General features: G+C 67.3%; 16 protein-coding genes. 8 read left to right on the forward strand and 8 right to left on the reverse strand.

Annotation, left to right across the window (positions count from 1 at the left end):
* Positions 1 to 94 precede the first annotated feature (94 nt).
* Positions 95 to 1261: an ATPase BagB gene (gene bagB / locus ACT86A_RS23345; RefSeq protein ID WP_445094338.1), complete on the reverse strand. Its 1167-nt coding sequence runs from the start codon at positions 1259 to 1261 to the stop codon at positions 95 to 97.
* Entirely contained in the window at positions 1258 to 2295 is a 1038-nt protein-coding gene (gene bagA / locus ACT86A_RS23350) for an ATPase BagA (RefSeq protein WP_445094339.1), read from the reverse strand. The genes bagB and bagA overlap by 4 nt, the downstream gene beginning before the upstream one ends.
* Positions 2296 to 2504: 209 nt before the next feature.
* On the opposite strand from bagA, the gene sp36 reads away from it, so the two are divergent.
* The 3 genes from sp36 (at position 2505) to ACT86A_RS23365 (ending at position 4004) form a co-directional block, all read left to right on the forward strand.
* Positions 2505 to 2666 (forward strand): Sp36 family protein, encoded by a 162-nt coding sequence (gene sp36 / locus ACT86A_RS23355; protein ID WP_085994820.1) that lies wholly within the window; start codon positions 2505 to 2507, stop codon positions 2664 to 2666.
* A gap of 18 nt (positions 2667 to 2684) precedes the next feature.
* Positions 2685 to 3143 (forward strand): RidA family protein, encoded by a 459-nt coding sequence (locus tag ACT86A_RS23360; RefSeq protein ID WP_445094340.1) that lies wholly within the window; start codon positions 2685 to 2687, stop codon positions 3141 to 3143.
* Positions 3144 to 3212: 69 nt separating this feature from the next.
* Complete coding sequence (locus ACT86A_RS23365; protein ID WP_445094341.1) at positions 3213 to 4004, forward strand: MBL fold metallo-hydrolase; 792 nt, start codon at positions 3213 to 3215, stop codon at positions 4002 to 4004.
* 121 nt (positions 4005 to 4125) lie between these two features.
* On the opposite strand, the gene ACT86A_RS23370 is transcribed toward ACT86A_RS23365, so the two are convergent.
* Both ACT86A_RS23370 and ACT86A_RS23375 read right to left on the reverse strand, forming a co-directional pair.
* Positions 4126 to 4800, reverse strand: a complete 675-nt coding sequence (locus ACT86A_RS23370) for a Crp/Fnr family transcriptional regulator (RefSeq protein ID WP_039794544.1) — start codon at positions 4798 to 4800, stop codon at positions 4126 to 4128.
* A gap of 205 nt (positions 4801 to 5005) precedes the next feature.
* Positions 5006 to 5248, reverse strand: coding sequence for a hypothetical protein (locus ACT86A_RS23375; protein ID WP_445094342.1), 243 nt, complete (start codon positions 5246 to 5248; stop codon positions 5006 to 5008).
* Between the two features lie 244 nt (positions 5249 to 5492).
* Between ACT86A_RS23375 and nth the strand changes: the two genes are divergently transcribed.
* Genes nth through ACT86A_RS23395 form a run of 4 tightly spaced genes read left to right on the forward strand, consistent with a single transcriptional unit; the run spans position 5493 to position 8763 of the window.
* Positions 5493 to 6173 carry an endonuclease III gene (nth, locus tag ACT86A_RS23380; protein WP_445094379.1) on the forward strand — a complete coding sequence of 227 codons (681 nt, stop codon included), beginning with the start codon at positions 5493 to 5495 and terminating at the stop codon, positions 6171 to 6173.
* Positions 6174 to 6199: 26 nt separating this feature from the next.
* The gene (locus ACT86A_RS23385) at positions 6200 to 6814 is read left to right on the forward strand and encodes a TlpA family protein disulfide reductase (protein WP_445094380.1); all 615 of its coding nucleotides are present in this window, start codon (positions 6200 to 6202) and stop codon (positions 6812 to 6814) included.
* A gap of 42 nt (positions 6815 to 6856) precedes the next feature.
* On the forward strand, positions 6857 to 7573 hold the full coding sequence (locus tag ACT86A_RS23390) for an NUDIX hydrolase (protein WP_445094343.1): 717 nt from the start codon (positions 6857 to 6859) through the stop codon (positions 7571 to 7573).
* Complete coding sequence (locus tag ACT86A_RS23395; protein WP_445094344.1) at positions 7570 to 8763, forward strand: MarP family serine protease; 1194 nt, start codon at positions 7570 to 7572, stop codon at positions 8761 to 8763. Before ACT86A_RS23390 ends, ACT86A_RS23395 begins: the two co-directional genes overlap by 4 nt.
* Positions 8764 to 8892: 129 nt before the next feature.
* Here ACT86A_RS23395 and ACT86A_RS23400 read toward each other — a convergent pair whose 3' ends face one another.
* From ACT86A_RS23400 to acs, 4 genes are all read right to left on the reverse strand, one after another.
* Complete coding sequence (locus ACT86A_RS23400; RefSeq protein ID WP_445094345.1) at positions 8893 to 9828, reverse strand: alpha/beta fold hydrolase; 936 nt, start codon at positions 9826 to 9828, stop codon at positions 8893 to 8895.
* Positions 9829 to 9873: 45 nt separating this feature from the next.
* Entirely contained in the window at positions 9874 to 10374 is a 501-nt protein-coding gene (locus ACT86A_RS23405) for a phage holin family protein (RefSeq protein WP_445094346.1), read from the reverse strand.
* A gap of 115 nt (positions 10375 to 10489) precedes the next feature.
* Positions 10490 to 11707: a Na+/H+ antiporter NhaA gene (nhaA, locus tag ACT86A_RS23410; protein ID WP_445094381.1), complete on the reverse strand. Its 1218-nt coding sequence runs from the start codon at positions 11705 to 11707 to the stop codon at positions 10490 to 10492.
* Positions 11708 to 11876: 169 nt separating this feature from the next.
* Positions 11877 to 13823 carry an acetate--CoA ligase gene (gene acs, locus ACT86A_RS23415; protein WP_445094347.1) on the reverse strand — a complete coding sequence of 649 codons (1947 nt, stop codon included), beginning with the start codon at positions 13821 to 13823 and terminating at the stop codon, positions 11877 to 11879.
* 397 nt (positions 13824 to 14220) lie between these two features.
* On the opposite strand from acs, the gene ACT86A_RS23420 reads away from it, so the two are divergent.
* The gene (locus tag ACT86A_RS23420) at positions 14221 to 15810 is read left to right on the forward strand and encodes a peptide ABC transporter substrate-binding protein (RefSeq protein ID WP_445094382.1); all 1590 of its coding nucleotides are present in this window, start codon (positions 14221 to 14223) and stop codon (positions 15808 to 15810) included.
* Positions 15811 to 15828: the final 18 nt, after the last annotated feature.

A 15828-nucleotide genomic window follows, 5' to 3' on the forward strand; every position in this document is an offset into this window, starting at 1 on the left:
CCCAGCGAATCACGAACCGGAGCCCGCGCGAGCGGGCTCGGTTCGTTTCCGGCCGGCGATCTCCCATTCGAGAGATAGCGGATGCGCCTGACTGTCAGACGGTGGCCCGCGCCGTTCGTGTGAGCTGATCGCCCACCGCGCGCAACGCGTCGAGATCGGACACTTCGAACGGTAGCGCCGTGACCGACACGATCGATACGCGCGGGTGCGCGCCCGTGAAGCGATGCAGCAGATGCTGCTCCCGCTTGTCGGCGGCCACTCGGCGGGCGTGCACGCGTAACACCGCCGCGGTGCGCGGATCGGCCTGCTCGAGCTGATCGGCGGCGGTGAGCGCGTGATCGGCCGACAGCGAGCTGAGCACCGGATGCGTGCGGTTGAGCACCAGCCCCGCCAGCGGCATGCTTTCGCTGGAGAGCCGGTCGACGAAGAAGGAGGCTTCGCGAAGCGCATCCGGTTCCGGCGCGGCGACCACGAGAAAATGCGTGCCGGGCTTCGACAACATCGCGTAGGTCCGGTCGGACCGCTCCTGGAAGCCGCCGAACAGCGACTCGAGAGACTGCAGGAAGTTCGACGCGTCCTTGAGCATTTGCCCGCCCACGACGGTGGACACGCCGCGCACGGCCAGGCTCATCGCGCCGGTCACCAACCGGGTCACGCCGCGGCCCGGCGCCATGATCACCCGGATCATGCGACCGTTGAGGAAGTTGCCCAGCCGCTTGGGTGCATCCAGGAAGTCGAGGGCGTTTCGTGAGGGCGGGGTGTCGACGACGATCAGGTCCCACTCGCCCCGGTGGGCCAGCTGGCCCAGCTTTTCCATCGCCATGTATTCCTGCGTGCCCCCGAAAGAGGAGGCTACGGTCTGATAGAAGGGGTTGGCGAAGATCTGCTCCGCTTTTTCCGGGTTGGTGTGCTCGAGCACCATGTCGTCGAAGGTGCGACGCATGTTGAGCATCATCGCGTGCAGTTCACCCTTGGCCTCGGGACCGAGGGCCACCCGCTGTGGGATGTTGTCGAGGTCGGCGACACCGAGTGACTGAGCCAGCCTGCGCGCGGGGTCGATGGTGAGCACCACGACTTTGCGTCCCTGCTCGGCGGCGCGCAGCGCGATGGCGGCGGCGGTGGTCGTCTTGCCGACGCCGCCGGAGCCACAGCAGACCACCACGCGGGCGGACGGATCGGCGATGATCCGCGAAATATCCAGCGGTGCTGCCGGGGAGTGGGGCGGCGTACTCGGCGTAGGCGGCGTACTCGGCGTACTCATCGGACTCCCTGCGCGCTGAGGTGGTCGGCTAGTTCGTACAGTCCACCCAGGTCCATCCCGTCGGGCAGAGCAGGCAGATAGAGCCGGGAGATGTCGACGCGGGCCAGTTCCGCTGCGCTGTCGTCCTGCGCTTGCAGAGTGGCGGAGTGTTCGACTGTTTCGGTGAGCAGGCCTTGGAAGTCGCTGTCGGACAAGGTGATCCCCGCCGACGCGAGTCCGGCGCGAATGTCGTCGGCGTCGAGATCCCCGTGGGCGGCGCGGGCACGCAGTCCGGGTGGCAGCTGTGTTTCGGTCGCGCGATTCACGATCACGGTGCCGATGCGCAGGTCGGCGGCGGTGAGTTCGGCCACGGCGTCAGCGGTTTCCTGCACCGGCAGCGCTTCGAGCAGGGTGACCAGGTGAATCATGGTCTCGTCGGAGTGCAGCAGCCGCGAAACGCCCTCGGCCTGCGCGGCGATCGGTCCGCCCTTGGCCACCTCCACCATGGCCTTGGTGACGTCGAGGAAGCTGGCGATCCGACCGGTGGGCGGCGCGTCGACCACGACCTCGTCGTAGACCCGCCGACCGGACTTGTCCACGCGGACCGCGCATTCCTTGATCTTGCCGGTCAGGATGACGTCGCGTAGACCGGGCGCGATCGTGGTGACGAACTCGATGGCGCCCATCCTGCGCATCGCCCGCCCGGCGAAGCCGAGGTTGTAGAACATGTCGAGGTATTCGAGAAAGGCGTGTTCGATGTCGAGCGCCAGTGCGACCACTTCGCCGCCCCCGTCGGCGGTGGCGATCCGGGTCTCGGTCGGTGGCAGCGGCGGCAGATCGAACAGCTGCGCGATCGACTGCCTGCTTTCCACCTCCACCAACAGCACACGGCGCCCGCCCGCGGCCAGCGCCAACGCCAGAGCCGCGGCGACCGTCGACTTTCCTGTGCCGCCCTTGCCGGAGACGTAGTGCAAGCGGGCCTGTTCAGCGCGCTTCGGCCACCGTGTGTCCAGGCCCGTGTCCGCCGAAAGCGACGCTGCTGTTGGTACTCCCACGATCGCGAGCCTATAACTGATCCGCCGTTGTGCCTCTGCGGGTCTTCAGGCCGTGCCGGTCGGTGGCGCGGGATCGGGGTTCAGGGCCTGCGCCGGATGCCGCTCGAGAGTTCTGTGCCTGTCGGGCGAGTCACCGATGCGCGTAGGCGCTGCACAATGAACACGCAGCGCCGTGGGCGCCGCACAATGAACACAGCTACGCTTCGCACATGAGTGATACGACCTTATGGGAGTACGCGACCGTGCCCTTGCTGACGCACGCGACGAAGCAGATTCTCGACCAGTGGGGAGCCGACGGCTGGGAGCTGGTCACCGTCCTGCCGGGACCGACCGGTGAACAGCACGTCGCCTATCTCAAACGACCCAAGTAGCAAAGGAGCGGTTACGCAATGAGCCAATGGGAGAAAAACCTCGCCGAGCTCGGGCTCACCCTGCCGCCGGTCGTGGTTCCGCTTGCGGCCTACGTCCCCGCGGTCCGCACCGGGTCGCTCGTCTACACCTCCGGCCAGTTGCCGTTCGTGGAGGGTCGATTGACCTCGGTCGGCAAGGTGGGTGCGGAGGTCTCGAGCGAGGAGGCCGCACAGGCGGCGCGGCTGTGCGCGCTCAACGCGCTGGCCGCGGTGCACGACCTGGTGGGGCTGGACGCGGTCGTGCGGATCGTGAAGGTCGTCGGATTCGTCGCCTCCGCACCGGGATTCAACGAACAGCCGGTGGTGATCAACGGCGCGTCGGAGTTCCTCGGCCAGGTATTCGGTGACGCGGGCAAGCACGCGCGCTCGGCCGTCGGCGTCGCCGAGCTTCCCAGGAACACCCCGGTCGAGGTCGAACTGATCGTCGAGGTGCGCTGAGCGCACCTCGGTCTCTGCGGATGATCGGCAAGGTCGGCGATCACGAGGGCTAGCGATGACGAGGGCGCGATGACATTGACACACCCTGCCTACGGGCAACTGCGGCAGGTCACCGAGACGGCGGCGGTGCTGCTCGCCGACAATCCGGGGCAGATGACCCTGGACGGAACCAATACCTGGATTCTGCGGGCACCGGGGCGGTCGGACCACGTGGTGATCGACCCGGGGCCACAGGACAGCTCGCACGCCGCCGCGATCGTCGAGGCCACTGGCGGCGAGATCGCTCTCACGCTGGTCACGCATCGCCATCACGACCACACCGGCGGCATCGATCGGCTGACGGAGCTGACCGGAACCCCGGTGCGGGCCAAGGATTCCGGATTTCTGCGCGGTTCGGACGCGCCGCTGGCCGACGGTGAGGTGATCGAGGCCGCCGGCCTGCGGATCGCCGTACTCGACACACCCGGCCACACCGCCGACTCGGTGAGTTTCGTCCTCGATGACGCGGTGCTGACCGGAGACACCATCCTCGGCGCGGGCACCACCGTGCTGGATTCCAGCGACGGCGCGCTGACCGACTACCTGTCGTCGCTGGACCGCCTGGTAACGGCGGGCCGGGGCAAGGCTCTGCTGCCCGCGCACGGTCCGGAACATCCGGATCTGGAGCCGATCGCGCGCTCCTACATCGCGCATCGGCGCGAGCGCCTCGACCAGGTGCGCGAGGCGTTGCGGGTGCTCGGCGCGGACGCCGACGCGATGGCGGTGGTGCGGCGGGTGTACGCCGACGTGGACAAGAAGTTGTGGGTGGCCGCGCGCAGCTCGGTGCAGGCGCAGCTGGACTACCTGCGCGTGCACGGCTGAACTCGGCAACGACAAAGCCCGGCAACGACAAAGCCCGGCAACGACAAAGCTCGGCAACGACAAACGCCGGGTTCAGTGGAGCGCTGAACCCGGCGTGCGTCTGTACGACGGTTGGTGCGTGTTACCGGGCGCGGCGGGCGAGCCGTTCGGAGTCGGAGATGAGCACGCTCTTGCCCTCCAGCCGCAACCAGCCACGATGCGCGAAGTCGGCGAGGGCCTTGTTGACGGTTTCACGGGAGGCACCGACCAGCTGGGCGATCTCCTCCTGGGTCAGGTCGTGGGTGACCCGCAGGGCACCCGCCTCCTGCGTGCCGAACCGCTGCGCGAGCTGCAACAGGGCCTTGGCCACCCGACCGGGAACGTCGGTGAAGATCAGGTCGGCCAGGTTGTTGTTGGTTCGGCGCAGGCGGCGAGCGAGCACGCGCAGCAGTTGCTCGGCGATCTCGGGCCGTTGGTCGATCCAGGTCTTGAGGGCGTCGCGATCCATCGTCACCGCACGCACCTCGGTCACCGTGGTCGCGGTGGAGGTACGTGGGCCCGGGTCGAAGATCGACAGCTCGCCGAACATGTCGGACGGGCCCATGATGGTCAGCAGATTTTCGCGGCCATCGGGCGAGCGACGGCCGATCTTCACCTTGCCGGACGTGATGATGTACAGCCGGTCACCCGGTTCGCCCTCATTGAAGATGACGTGGCCGCGGGGAAAATCGACGGGCTGAAGTTGCTTGGCGAGGGCGGCCACCGCAGTGGGCTCGACGCCCTGGAAGATGCCTGCTCTGGCGAGGGCCTCGTCCACGAATGTGCTCCTTATCGGAAATGGCTCTGTACTGGACCGAAGCGACTCGGCCAACAGCGCAGTCTACGCGGCGTGGTGACAGCGTAGTGACGGACACCACGTAACGAGTGAATTGCGGGGTGCCGCGGAGAACCGTACCAGTGTGATCGGCGCCGCCGCCGGGCGGCTTCGTGTTCTACCCGCCACGCCCTCGAGTACTGCCGGGTCAGCTCGCGCGGGCCACGTCCATGTCCTCGCCGCGGGAGCGGCGCCTGCGCATCCGGGCCACGGCGGCGGGCAAACCGAGCTTCGTCAGCTCCTTCACTTCGGCGTTGCTTGCTTTGTCCAGGTACTGCTGAACCTCTTCGTCGGGTTCGAGAAGCTTGCGGAGCCGATTCTCGACCCGCTCCATACCCAGTGCGAACAGCATCAACACCACTGGGAAGAGCACCACAGCGAGTCCTTGCATGACGAGCAGTAAACACGGTCCAGGTCTCAGATGGAACACGGCAACTGAACTGGAAGGGCAACGTTGGTTGGCCGTTCCGTATGGTGGACGCGTGCGCGTCTCCCCCTCCACCGCCGTCGGGAACGGGCTTTCGCCCGCCGCCGAGCCCGCCGAAACGCAGCCGGTCGCCGCCGCGGCTCCGAAACGGAGAAATAGGACGCGACAGGCGGAAACCCGGCTCGGCCTGGTCCGGCGAGCGCGCCGGATGAACCGGGAACTCGCGGTCGCTTTTCCCGACGCCCACTGTGAGCTCGATTTCACCACGCCGCTCGAATTGGCGGTCGCGACAATACTTTCCGCACAGTGCACCGACGAGCGCGTGAATCGCACCACGCCCGCGGTGTTCGCTCGCTACCCGAACGCTCGCGCCTACGCCGAGGCGAACCGCGCGGAGCTGGAGGAATACCTCCGGCCGACCGGGTTCTTCCGGAACAAGGCCGCCGCGCTGATCGGGCTCGGGCAGTCGTTGCTCGAGCATTACGAGGGTGAATTGCCTCACACGCTGACCGAACTCGTCCGTTTGCCCGGGATCGGGCGCAAGACCGCCAACGTCATCCTCGGTAACGCGTTCGACGTCCCCGGCATCACCGTGGACACGCATTTCGGCCGTTTGGTACGCCGCTGGGAATGGACCGCCGAGGAAGATCCGGTGAAGGTGGAACACATCGTCGGCGCGCTGATCGAGCGCAAGGAATGGACGATGCTCTCGCACCGGGTGATCTTTCACGGCCGCCGCGTCTGCCACGCCCGCAAACCCGCGTGTGGCGCGTGCATCCTGGCCAAGGACTGTCCGTCCTTCGGGGCGGGGCCGACAGATCCGGAGGCAGCCGCCAAGCTGGTGAAGGGACCCGAGCGGGAGCATCTGCTCGAGCTGGTGGGCCGGTGAGTTCGGAGCCCGCGGGCGGAAAAGGTGTGGGGCATGCGTGGCGTTGGGCACTTGCCGGTCTGATCGTGGTGGTCGCGCTGGCCGTCGCGGTGTGGCCGCGCGGAGACGACACCGAGACGCCCACGTCACCGCAAACCCGGGTTACCGCCGTTCCCGGAGAACTGCGCGCCGCTGCCGGTCTGGCCGATTGCCCGTCTGCTGCCGGCACGGGGAACGGCCCGCTGGCAGGGATAACGTTGACCTGCCTGGCAGACGGCAGAAAGGTCGACTTGGCCGCCGTGCTGGCGGGCAAGCCCGCCCTGCTCAACCTTTGGGCCTACTGGTGCGCGCCATGCGCCCAGGAGTTGCCTTATTTGCAGCAATACGCCCACCGAGTGGGGGACGCGATTACGGTGCTGACCGTGCACAGCGACCCTGATGAAACGAAGGCATTGGCCCGATTGACCGACCTGAACGTGCCGCTGCCCGGTGTGCTCGACGCCGATGCGCGGGTACGCACGGCCGTCGGTGCCCCGGCGGTGTTGCCGGTCTCGGTGCTGGTGCGGGCCGACGGCTCGGTCGCCGAAGTCGTCGTGCGAAGTTTCACCGGGGTCGATGACATCGCCGGCACCGTCGCGGGTGAGCTCGGCGTGGCCGCATGAACACGCGCGGCGATCGGGTCGGCGCGTGCCGGGAGGGCTGAGATGACCATCGAGATACCGCAGGGCATTCCGACGTGGCTGACCCGATCGGCCGAACCGGCCGCCGATTCCGCTGACACGTTGACCAGGGCCCGTGCCCTGCGCCGGGCGTTGACGGTGACCTCGACGCCGCGCCAAGCCGCGGTGCTCGTACTGTTCGCCGGATCGGCGCAGGCGGATCCGGACGCGCAGGGCGGACTGCCCGACGACGCGGAAGTACTGCTCACCCAGCGCGCCGCCACCATGCGCCAGCATCGCGGTCAGGTCGCGTTTCCGGGCGGTGCGGTGGACCCGGGCGATTCCGGGCCGATCGACACGGCGCTGCGCGAGGCGTGCGAGGAGACCGGTCTCGACCGGTCGGGCGTGGAGCCGTTCGCCGTGCTGCCGAAACTCTTCGTGCCGCCGTCGCGATTCGATGTGACACCGGTCCTCGGGTACTGGCACACGCCGGGCGAGGTCGGGGTGGTGAACGAAAGCGAGACCGAGCGGGTCGTTCGGGTTCGGCTCGCCGAGCTGCTCGATCCGGCGAACCGCTTCGTGGTCCGCAGTAGCCTCGGTTACCAGAGTCCGGCGTTCCAGGTGGACGGGCTGCTGGTCTGGGGGCTGACCGGCGGCATCCTCGCGGGGATCAGCAAAGCCTCTGGCTGGGATCGTGCGTGGAACCACGAGGACGTTCGGGACCTGGAGACCGCACTCGCCGCCGTGGGGATGACCTTATGAGTTCGTCGGCCTGGCTCGACATCGCCGTGGTGCTGCTCGCGTTGCTCGCCGCCTCGTCGGGGTGGCGGCAGGGCGCGGTCGCTTCCGCGCTGGCCTTCCTCGGCGTGGTACTCGGCGCCGTGGCGGGCATCCTGATCGCACCGCACATCCTCGTGCACGTGGACGAGGGGCGAGCCAGAGTGCTCACCGGAGTGCTGCTCATCGTCGTGCTGGTGATAGTCGGCGAGGTCGCCGGCATGGTGCTCGGCCGCGCCGCGCGCAGCGGCATGCGCCATCCGTTCACCCGCAGCGTGGACAGCGTGGTCGGTGCGGCGCTGCAGGCGGTCGCGGTGCTGGTCACCGCGTGGCTGCTGGCGTTGCCGCTGGCCACTTCGTCGCAGCCGGCCATCGCTACCGCGATCAACGGCTCGCGAGTGCTCGCCGACGTCAACGACGTCGCGCCGAGCTGGCTGCGCCGACTGCCCAACGAGTTCTCCAAGCTGCTCAACACCTCGGGCCTGCCGGACGTGATCGGTCCGTTCGGACGGGCACCGATCGCGGCCGTCGAGCCGCCCGATCCCAGCGTGCTCGCCAGCCCGGTCGCGGCGTCGCTGCAGCAGAGTGTGCTGCGCATTCGCGGCGTTGCGCCGAGTTGCCAGCGGGCGCTGGAAGGCTCGGGCTTCGTGATCGCGCCGGAGCGCGTGATGACCAACGCCCACGTTGTGGCGGGCACGACAAGTCTCGAGGTGGACACCGCGGCCGGCCCGCGGACCGCCACGGTGGTGCTGTTCGATCCGTCTACGGACGTCGCGGTACTCGCGGTGCCGGGACTCTCCGCTCCGGTCGTCCCGCAGGCGTCGGCCGCGGCCCGGACGGGCGAAAGCGCCATTGTGCTCGGCTATCCGGGAGGCGGTCGATACACCGCGAGCGCGGCGCGAATACGCGAGACTCTGGACCTGTCCGGACCGAACATCTACCGTGACGGCACGGTGGAGCGGGAGGTGTACACCGTGCGCGGGCTGGTTCAAGCAGGGAATTCTGGTGGGCCGCTGGTGAATACGCAGGGTGAAGTGCTCGGAGTCGTCTTCGGTGCGGCCGTCACCGACAACGACACCGGTTATGTCCTCACGCTCAACGAGGTCCGTTCCGAGCTGAACGCCGCTTCCGGCTCGGTTGGGTCGGTGGCCACCGGAGCGTGTGTGCTCAGCTGATCGGCTCCGTCGTGCCTGCGGTATTCGACCGTGTGGTGCGCCCTGATCGGGTACCCGATCCTGTTCAGCGAGCCAAGGACAGAGGCGGGGCCGGTCTTCGTCCGGCATGCCGATCAGGCTTCCGAGGGCTCAGGCGAGGAGTTTGGCCAGCTCCGTCGTGACAGCGTCGGGGTTTTCCTGATGCGCGAAGTGCCCGGCCGCTGGGATGCCGACCAGACGCCGTTCCGGCGAAAGGTACCGGCCGCGCCGGATGGTTCCCGGGAGCACGTAGGGATCCAGGTCGCCGCGGATGGTCAGCACCGGGATGCGGATGGGTTCGCGCATCGTCGCCATGAACCGGCGACCGTCCGGACGCCACTGGCTGCGGAAGGCCCAACGCTGGTATTCCAGCGCGCAGTGCGCGGCGCCGGGGATCTGAATAGCCGAGCGCATCCGCCGCGCGGTGTCGACGAATTCAGCGGTGCCCGCCCATCCCGGGCTCACCCGCTGCCGGAGCAACCGCTCCACCTCGAAGCCGTCGGTGGTGGTCAGGAGATGTTCGCCGTACCGGGGCAGCTGGTAGCAAAGGAAGTTGGGCAGCCACGTCGCGCGCTGGCGGCGGTCACGCAACACAGCGCTCTTCAACGCCGCCGGGTGCGGTGAGCTGACCAGCGCGATCGAACGAACCAGCCGCGGGTGCAGCACCGCGGTGGTCCAGCACACCAGTCCGCCGTCCGCGTGCCCGACCAGTGTGGCCTCGGTGTAGCCGAGGGCGCGGATGAGACCGGCGACGTCACCGGCCAGTGTCCAGCCGTCGTAGCCGCGCGGCGGCTTGTCGCTGTCGCCGTAGCCGCGCAGGTCGACGGCCACGGTGCGATAGCCGAGCTCGGCCAGTTCGGTCAACTGGTGCCGCCAGGACCACCAGAAGTCCGCGAATCCGTGCAGCAGCATGACCAGCGGGGCATCGGATCGCTCGGGCACCGCCTCCACGACGTGGAACCGAATGCCATTGGCATGAACGTCCCGATGCGTCCATGGTCCGTCGTAACGGACACTGGACGGATCCGGAAGCAAGTTCGCCGACACGCCGATCGAGCCTAATAGCAGCCCGACCGGCGCGCGCACGCGCGCCTAGGAAGTCCGTTTCTCCAGCGCGAGATGGTCCTCGTGCCCGCCCAGCGCCTGCGGCAGCACGGTGCGTGCCTGCTTGAGCGAATCGATCGTCTTCTCCGGTGCGCGCAGCTTCTTCACCCGCCGGTACCCGAGGAACGCGAGCACCGCGGTCGCGACGATCATCAGCGCGAAGACGATCAAGAAGGCCGCCCAGCGCGCCAGCCACACGCTCAGCAGTTCGCCGAGGAAGAAGAAAAAGAAGAAGGTGCTGAACAGCAGCACGGTCAGCGCCAGGATGAAGTAGACGCTGCCCTGCAGGCCCTTCTTGATCTCGCCGGTGACCTCGGCCTTGGCCAGTTCCACTTCGGCGCGGACCAGGGTCGACATCTGCTCGGTGGCGTCACGAACCAAGCTTCCGAAGCTTGCGGAGCCGAGTGGATCGGCGTCCGTGAGGGGGATGGAGGTCACCGTACGACCGCGCTGCGCGTCGTTCCCGTTACCGCCGTGGTTGAAACTCACTTGGTCGACCCTTCTCCCTGTCCGGGCACTGCTTCGGCCCCGTTCGATCCGCGGCGTGACCGGTGCCCTCCCTCGGTCGGGCAGGCTACTGCTTCCGGGCACATCGTTCGCCGCCTTACTCTTCACGTTCTAGCGCACGGGCGTCCCGCCGCGCTTGGTGGACACGCCCGCGCCGCAACAGTAGCGCCGAACCGGCGAGCGAGGCCGCCAGTGATGCGACCAGCACAGCGGTTTTCGCCAACTCGACGGAGGAACCGTCCGCGATATCGGCGAGCGCGAGTTCTGCCACGAGAAGGCTAACGGTGAAGCCGATTCCGCCGAGCACCGCCAAGGCGAACATATCCCGCCAGCCGAGTTCGTTCGGGCGGGTCGCGATGCCCAGCCGAATTGCCGCCCAGCTCATCCCGAAGATTCCCAGCGGTTTGCCCAGCAGCAGGCCGAACATCACGGCCAGGGCGAGCCGGTCGCTGAACAGTTCGCCGAAGACCGTGGTGTTCAAGGGAACTCCAGCGGCGAAGAGCGCGAACAACGGAACGCACAGACCAGCTGAGATCGGCTGGAACAGGTGCTCGAGCCGCGTGGCGGGCGCCTGCCGCTCGCCGGGATCCGGGCGCACCCTGGTGAGCAGGCCGAGCGCGACACCGGCCAAGGTGGGGTGGATGCCACCCTCGTGCAATGCGTACCAGGACACCAAGGCCAGCGGGACATAGAGCAACGGCGTGCTTACCCGTTTGCGCTGTGCCAGTGCCCATGCCGCGAAGCACCCGGCCGCGGCGAGCAGCCACAGCAGCGACATCGTCGTGGTGAACAGCACCGCGATCAGGACGATCGCGATCAGGTCGTCGACCACCGCGAGACTGAGCAGGAACACCCGTGCGCCGGCCGGTATGCGCGAGCCGGTCAACGCGAGCGCGGCCAGCGCGAACGCGATATCGGTGGCGACCGGGATGGCCCAGCCCCGGTCCATGCCGGGGACGCCGAACCCGATCACCGCCGCGATCAGCGCGGGTGTCACCACACCGCCGATCGCGGCGATCACCGGCAGTGTGGCGCGTTTGCGATCGGCGAGTTCGCCGACCACGAGTTCGCGTTTGAGTTCCAGCCCGGCGACGAAGAAGAACACCGCGAGCAGGCCGTCTTTGGTCCAGTCGGCGAGGGTCAGTTCCAGATGCAACCGCGGGATCGCGACGACTGTCTCGGTCATCGTCAGATAGCTCGCGGCCCACGGCGAGTTCACCCACAGCAACGCTGTCGCCGCCGCGATCAGAAGCAGTGCGCCACCGACGGTTTCGGTACGGAGGTAGCGGGATAGTTCCGGGCGCACCTGCGTGATCACGAGAAACCTTTCGGGCAGTGGGCGGGCTGAGCGGACGCGGTGACCACCGACATCGGCGTTCGGTGCGCGTCCCTTTGCCGACCAGACTTCCCGGCACTCCTTACGCGATTCTAACGGCCGCGGCCGGTGACGCAGTCCGCCACCGGCCGCGCCCAAGCGGTCCGGGTCAGCCCTTTCGCGCTCGGATCGCCTCGAAGACGCCCGGGTCGACGAGGGTGGAGGTATCGCCGAGTTCGCGTCCTTCGGCGATATCGCGGAGCAGGCGGCGCATGATTTTGCCGCTGCGGGTTTTGGGGAGTTCGGGGACGATGTGGATTTCGCGGGGTTTGGCGATGGGGCTGATTTCGCGGGAAACTTCGGACTGGAGTTCGGCGATCAGGTCCTTGCCGGTGTCTTCGGCCTCCGCGGTGAGGATGACGAAGGCGACGATGCCTTGGCCGGTCGTGTCGTCACTCGCGCCGACCACGGCGGCCTCGGCGACGTAGTGGTGCCCGACCAACGCGGATTCGACTTCGGCGGTGGAGATGCGGTGACCGGAGACGTTCATGACGTCGTCGACGCGGCCGAGCACCCACAGATCCCCGTCCTTATCGAGCTTGGCGCCGTCGCCGGCGAAATACCAACCCTGGGCGGCATAGCGTTCCCAGTAGGTGCTGCGGTAGCGGTCCATGTCGCCCCAGATGCCGCGCAGCATGGAGGGCCAGGGTTGGTCGAGGACGAGGTAGCCGTTCGCTTCGGTTTCGCCGAGCGAAACCGGCTTGCCCTCTTCGTCGACGACTGCGGCGGAGATGCCGGGCAGCGGGGTCATGGCGGCGCCGGGTTTGGCGGCGGTGACCCCGGGCAGGGGAGAGATCATGATGGCGCCGGTTTCGGTTTGCCACCAGGTGTCCACGATCGGGGTCTTGTTCGCGCCGATGACCTGCCGGTACCAGCGCCAGGCCTCGGGGTTGATCGGTTCACCGACCGAGCCGAGCAGCCGCAGCGAGGTGAGGTTGTGGGCGGCGGGTATATCGCTGCCCCATTTCATGAAGGTGCGGATGAGGGTGGGGGCGGTGTAGTAGATGGTGACGCCGTACTTCTCGATGATCTGGAAGTGGCGGTGTTCGTCGGGGTAGTTGGGCGTGCCTTCGTAGACGATCTGGGTGGCGCGGTTGGCCAGGGGACCGTAGACGATGTAGGAGTGGCCGGTGACCCAGCCGATGTCGGCGGTGCACCAGAAGACGTCCTGACCCGGCTTGTGGTCGAACACGTAGTGGTGGGTGTAGGAGGTCTGGGTCAGATACCCGCCCGATGTGTGCAGGATGCCTTTGGGCTTTCCGGTGGTGCCGGAGGTGTAGAGGATGAACAGCGGGTGCTCGGCGTCGAACGGCTGGGCTTCATGCTCCGGGGCGGCGTTCGCGACGGTCTCGTGCCACCACAGGTCGCGTCCCGCGGTCATGGGCGCGTCGATGCCGGTGCGCTGGACCACCAGCACGTGCTCGACGGTCGTTTCGCCGTCGCTGAGGGCTTCGTCGACGGCTGTCTTGAGCGGGGCGGGTTTGCCGCGGCGCCATTGGCCGTCAGCGGTGATGACCAGCCGAGCCTGGGCGTCGTCGACGCGCTGGCGCAGGGCGATGGGGGAGAATCCGGCGAACACCACCGAGTGGGTCAGCCCGAGTCGGGCGCAGGCGAGCATGGCCACGATCGCCTCGGGGATCATGGGCAGGTAGATCGCGACTCGGTCCCCCGCGGTCAGTCCCAGTCGGGTGAAGTAGTTCGCCGCCCGGGACACCTCGGCCAGCAGTTCGGTGTAGGTGATGGTGCGGGAATCGCCCGGCTCGCCTTCCCAATGGATGGCGACCTGTTCGCCGTACCCGGCCAGTACGTGCCGGTCCAGGCAGTTGTAGGCCACGTTGAGCCGACCGCCGACGAACCATCGCGCTACCGGCGCGGCAGTCCAATCCAACACCTGATCGAACGGCCGATGCCAATGCAACCGACCCGCCTGCTCTGCCCAGAACGCATCGCGGTCGGTCGCGGCACGCTGATACAGCGTCGCGTCGGCGTTCGCCTGGGCGGCGAACTCCGCGATCGGCGGGTACGAGTCCCTGTGGTCGGCGGTGGTTTCAGTCATCTTCGTCTCTTCTTTCCACGTAGCCTGAGCGCACGATTCGACGCAGCCGAGTTCGACAGTAATCAACTGTGACCTACGCCGCGCGCGGTGCCGGTCAGGTTTGACCGCTGTCACGCCGTCGCGCGTCCGTGGGAAGGCCCCGCGCGGCGACCCCGACGAAGGCAATGGTTTCGGCCGCGTGGGTGTTTATGCGGCGAACTCGGGATATTTCGGCGATGTTGCCGGATCGGTAACAAGTGCAACGAACTCGGATCAATCCGGTGACAGTGCCTGCGCCGGTGGTTACTCTGCCAACACACAGGCGGATCGTGTCGGCATGCGCTGGTGGATGTCGCGCGGGTGTCGTCCGGCTCCCCCCTTCTCGCAACGGGAGAACGCGTTGAAATTCCACAGAGCGATGGCGCTGACGGCGGCGGTACTACTGGCCACGAGCCTCGGGGTGGCCGGCTGCTCCTCGGGCGACGGCGCGGATGCCGATATCGTCACCGTCAATGGCGCCGAGCCGCAGAATCCGTTGGTACCCACCAACACCAACGAGAACATGGGCGGGCGTGTGGTCGACCGCTTGTTCGCGGGTTTGAAGTACTACGACGCGAACGGCAAAGCACACGACGAGATGGCGGAGTCCATCCAGACCACCGATCGCAAGAACTACCGGGTCACCATCAAGCCGAACTGGAAGTTCAGCGACAGCACGCCCGTGACGGCCGAGTCATTCGTCGACGCGTGGAACTACGGTGCGCTCGGCGCCAACGCGCAGTTGCAGAGCTATGTGTTCAGCCCCATCGTCGGCTTCGACGAGGTGTCCGCGGAAAAGCCGACCGCACAGACGATGTCGGGGCTGAAGGTGGTCGATGACCGCACCTTCACCATAGAGCTGAAGGCACCGTCGATCGACTTCGAGACCGGCCTCGGATACGCGCCGTTCTACCCATTGCCGAAGGCCGCGTTCAAGGACATGAAAGCGTTCGGTGAGAACCCGATCGGCAACGGACCCTACAAGTTCGCGCGCACCGGCGCCTGGGAGCACAACGTCAAGATCGACTTGGTGCCCAACCCGGACTATCCGGGCGGCCGCCCGGCCAAGAACAAGGGTCTGCGCTTCGTGATGTACCAGTCCTTCGACACCGCTTACGCGGACTTGCAAGCGGGCAACCTCGACGCCCTCGACACCGTGCCGGACAGCGCACTCACTTCCTACACGCAGGACCTCGGCGACCGCGCGATCACCAAACCCACCGCGCAGAACCAGCACATCGGCATCCAGTCCAACGTGCCGCACTTCTCCGGTCAGGAAGGGCTGCTGCGCCGCCGGGCGATCTCGATGGCGATCAACCGAGAGCAGATCGCCGAGAACATCTTCCACGGCACCCGGATTCCGGCGCGCGACTTCACCGCGAGCACGTTGCCCGGATTCGACCCGAACCTGCCCGGCGCACAGGTGCTGAAGTACAACCCCGACGAGGCCAGAAAGCTGTGGGCGCAGGCCGACGCGATCGCGCCGTGGTCGGGCCGCTACGAGATCGCCTACAACTCCGACGGCGGCCACCAGGCCTGGGTCGAGGCCGTGGCCAACAGCGTGAAGAACACCCTCGGCATCGATGCCATCGGCACGCCGTACCCGACATTCAAGAACATCCGCGACGAAGTCAACGCGCACACCATCAACAAGGCGTTCCGCTACGGCTGGCAGGGTGACTATCCGACCATGCTGCAGTTCCTGACCTCGCAGTACTACAGCTACTCCGACACCAACAACGTCGACTACAAAAACCCCGAATTCGACCGGCTGCTCGACGCCGCCCAGGCCGCGCCGACCCAGGAGGAGTCCTACCAGATCATCGCGCAGGCACAGGCGCTGCTGATCCGGGATCTGGCCGATGTCCCGGTGTTCGATTATGTGGCCGCCGCGGGCCGCTCGGACCGAGTGCACAAGGCCGAACTGGCGTGGAACGGCCTGTTCGACTTCGAGAGCATCGAGAAGTAGCCGCGCGGACCCAGGAGG

It is taken from the genome of Nocardia glycosmidis (assembly GCF_052545115.1).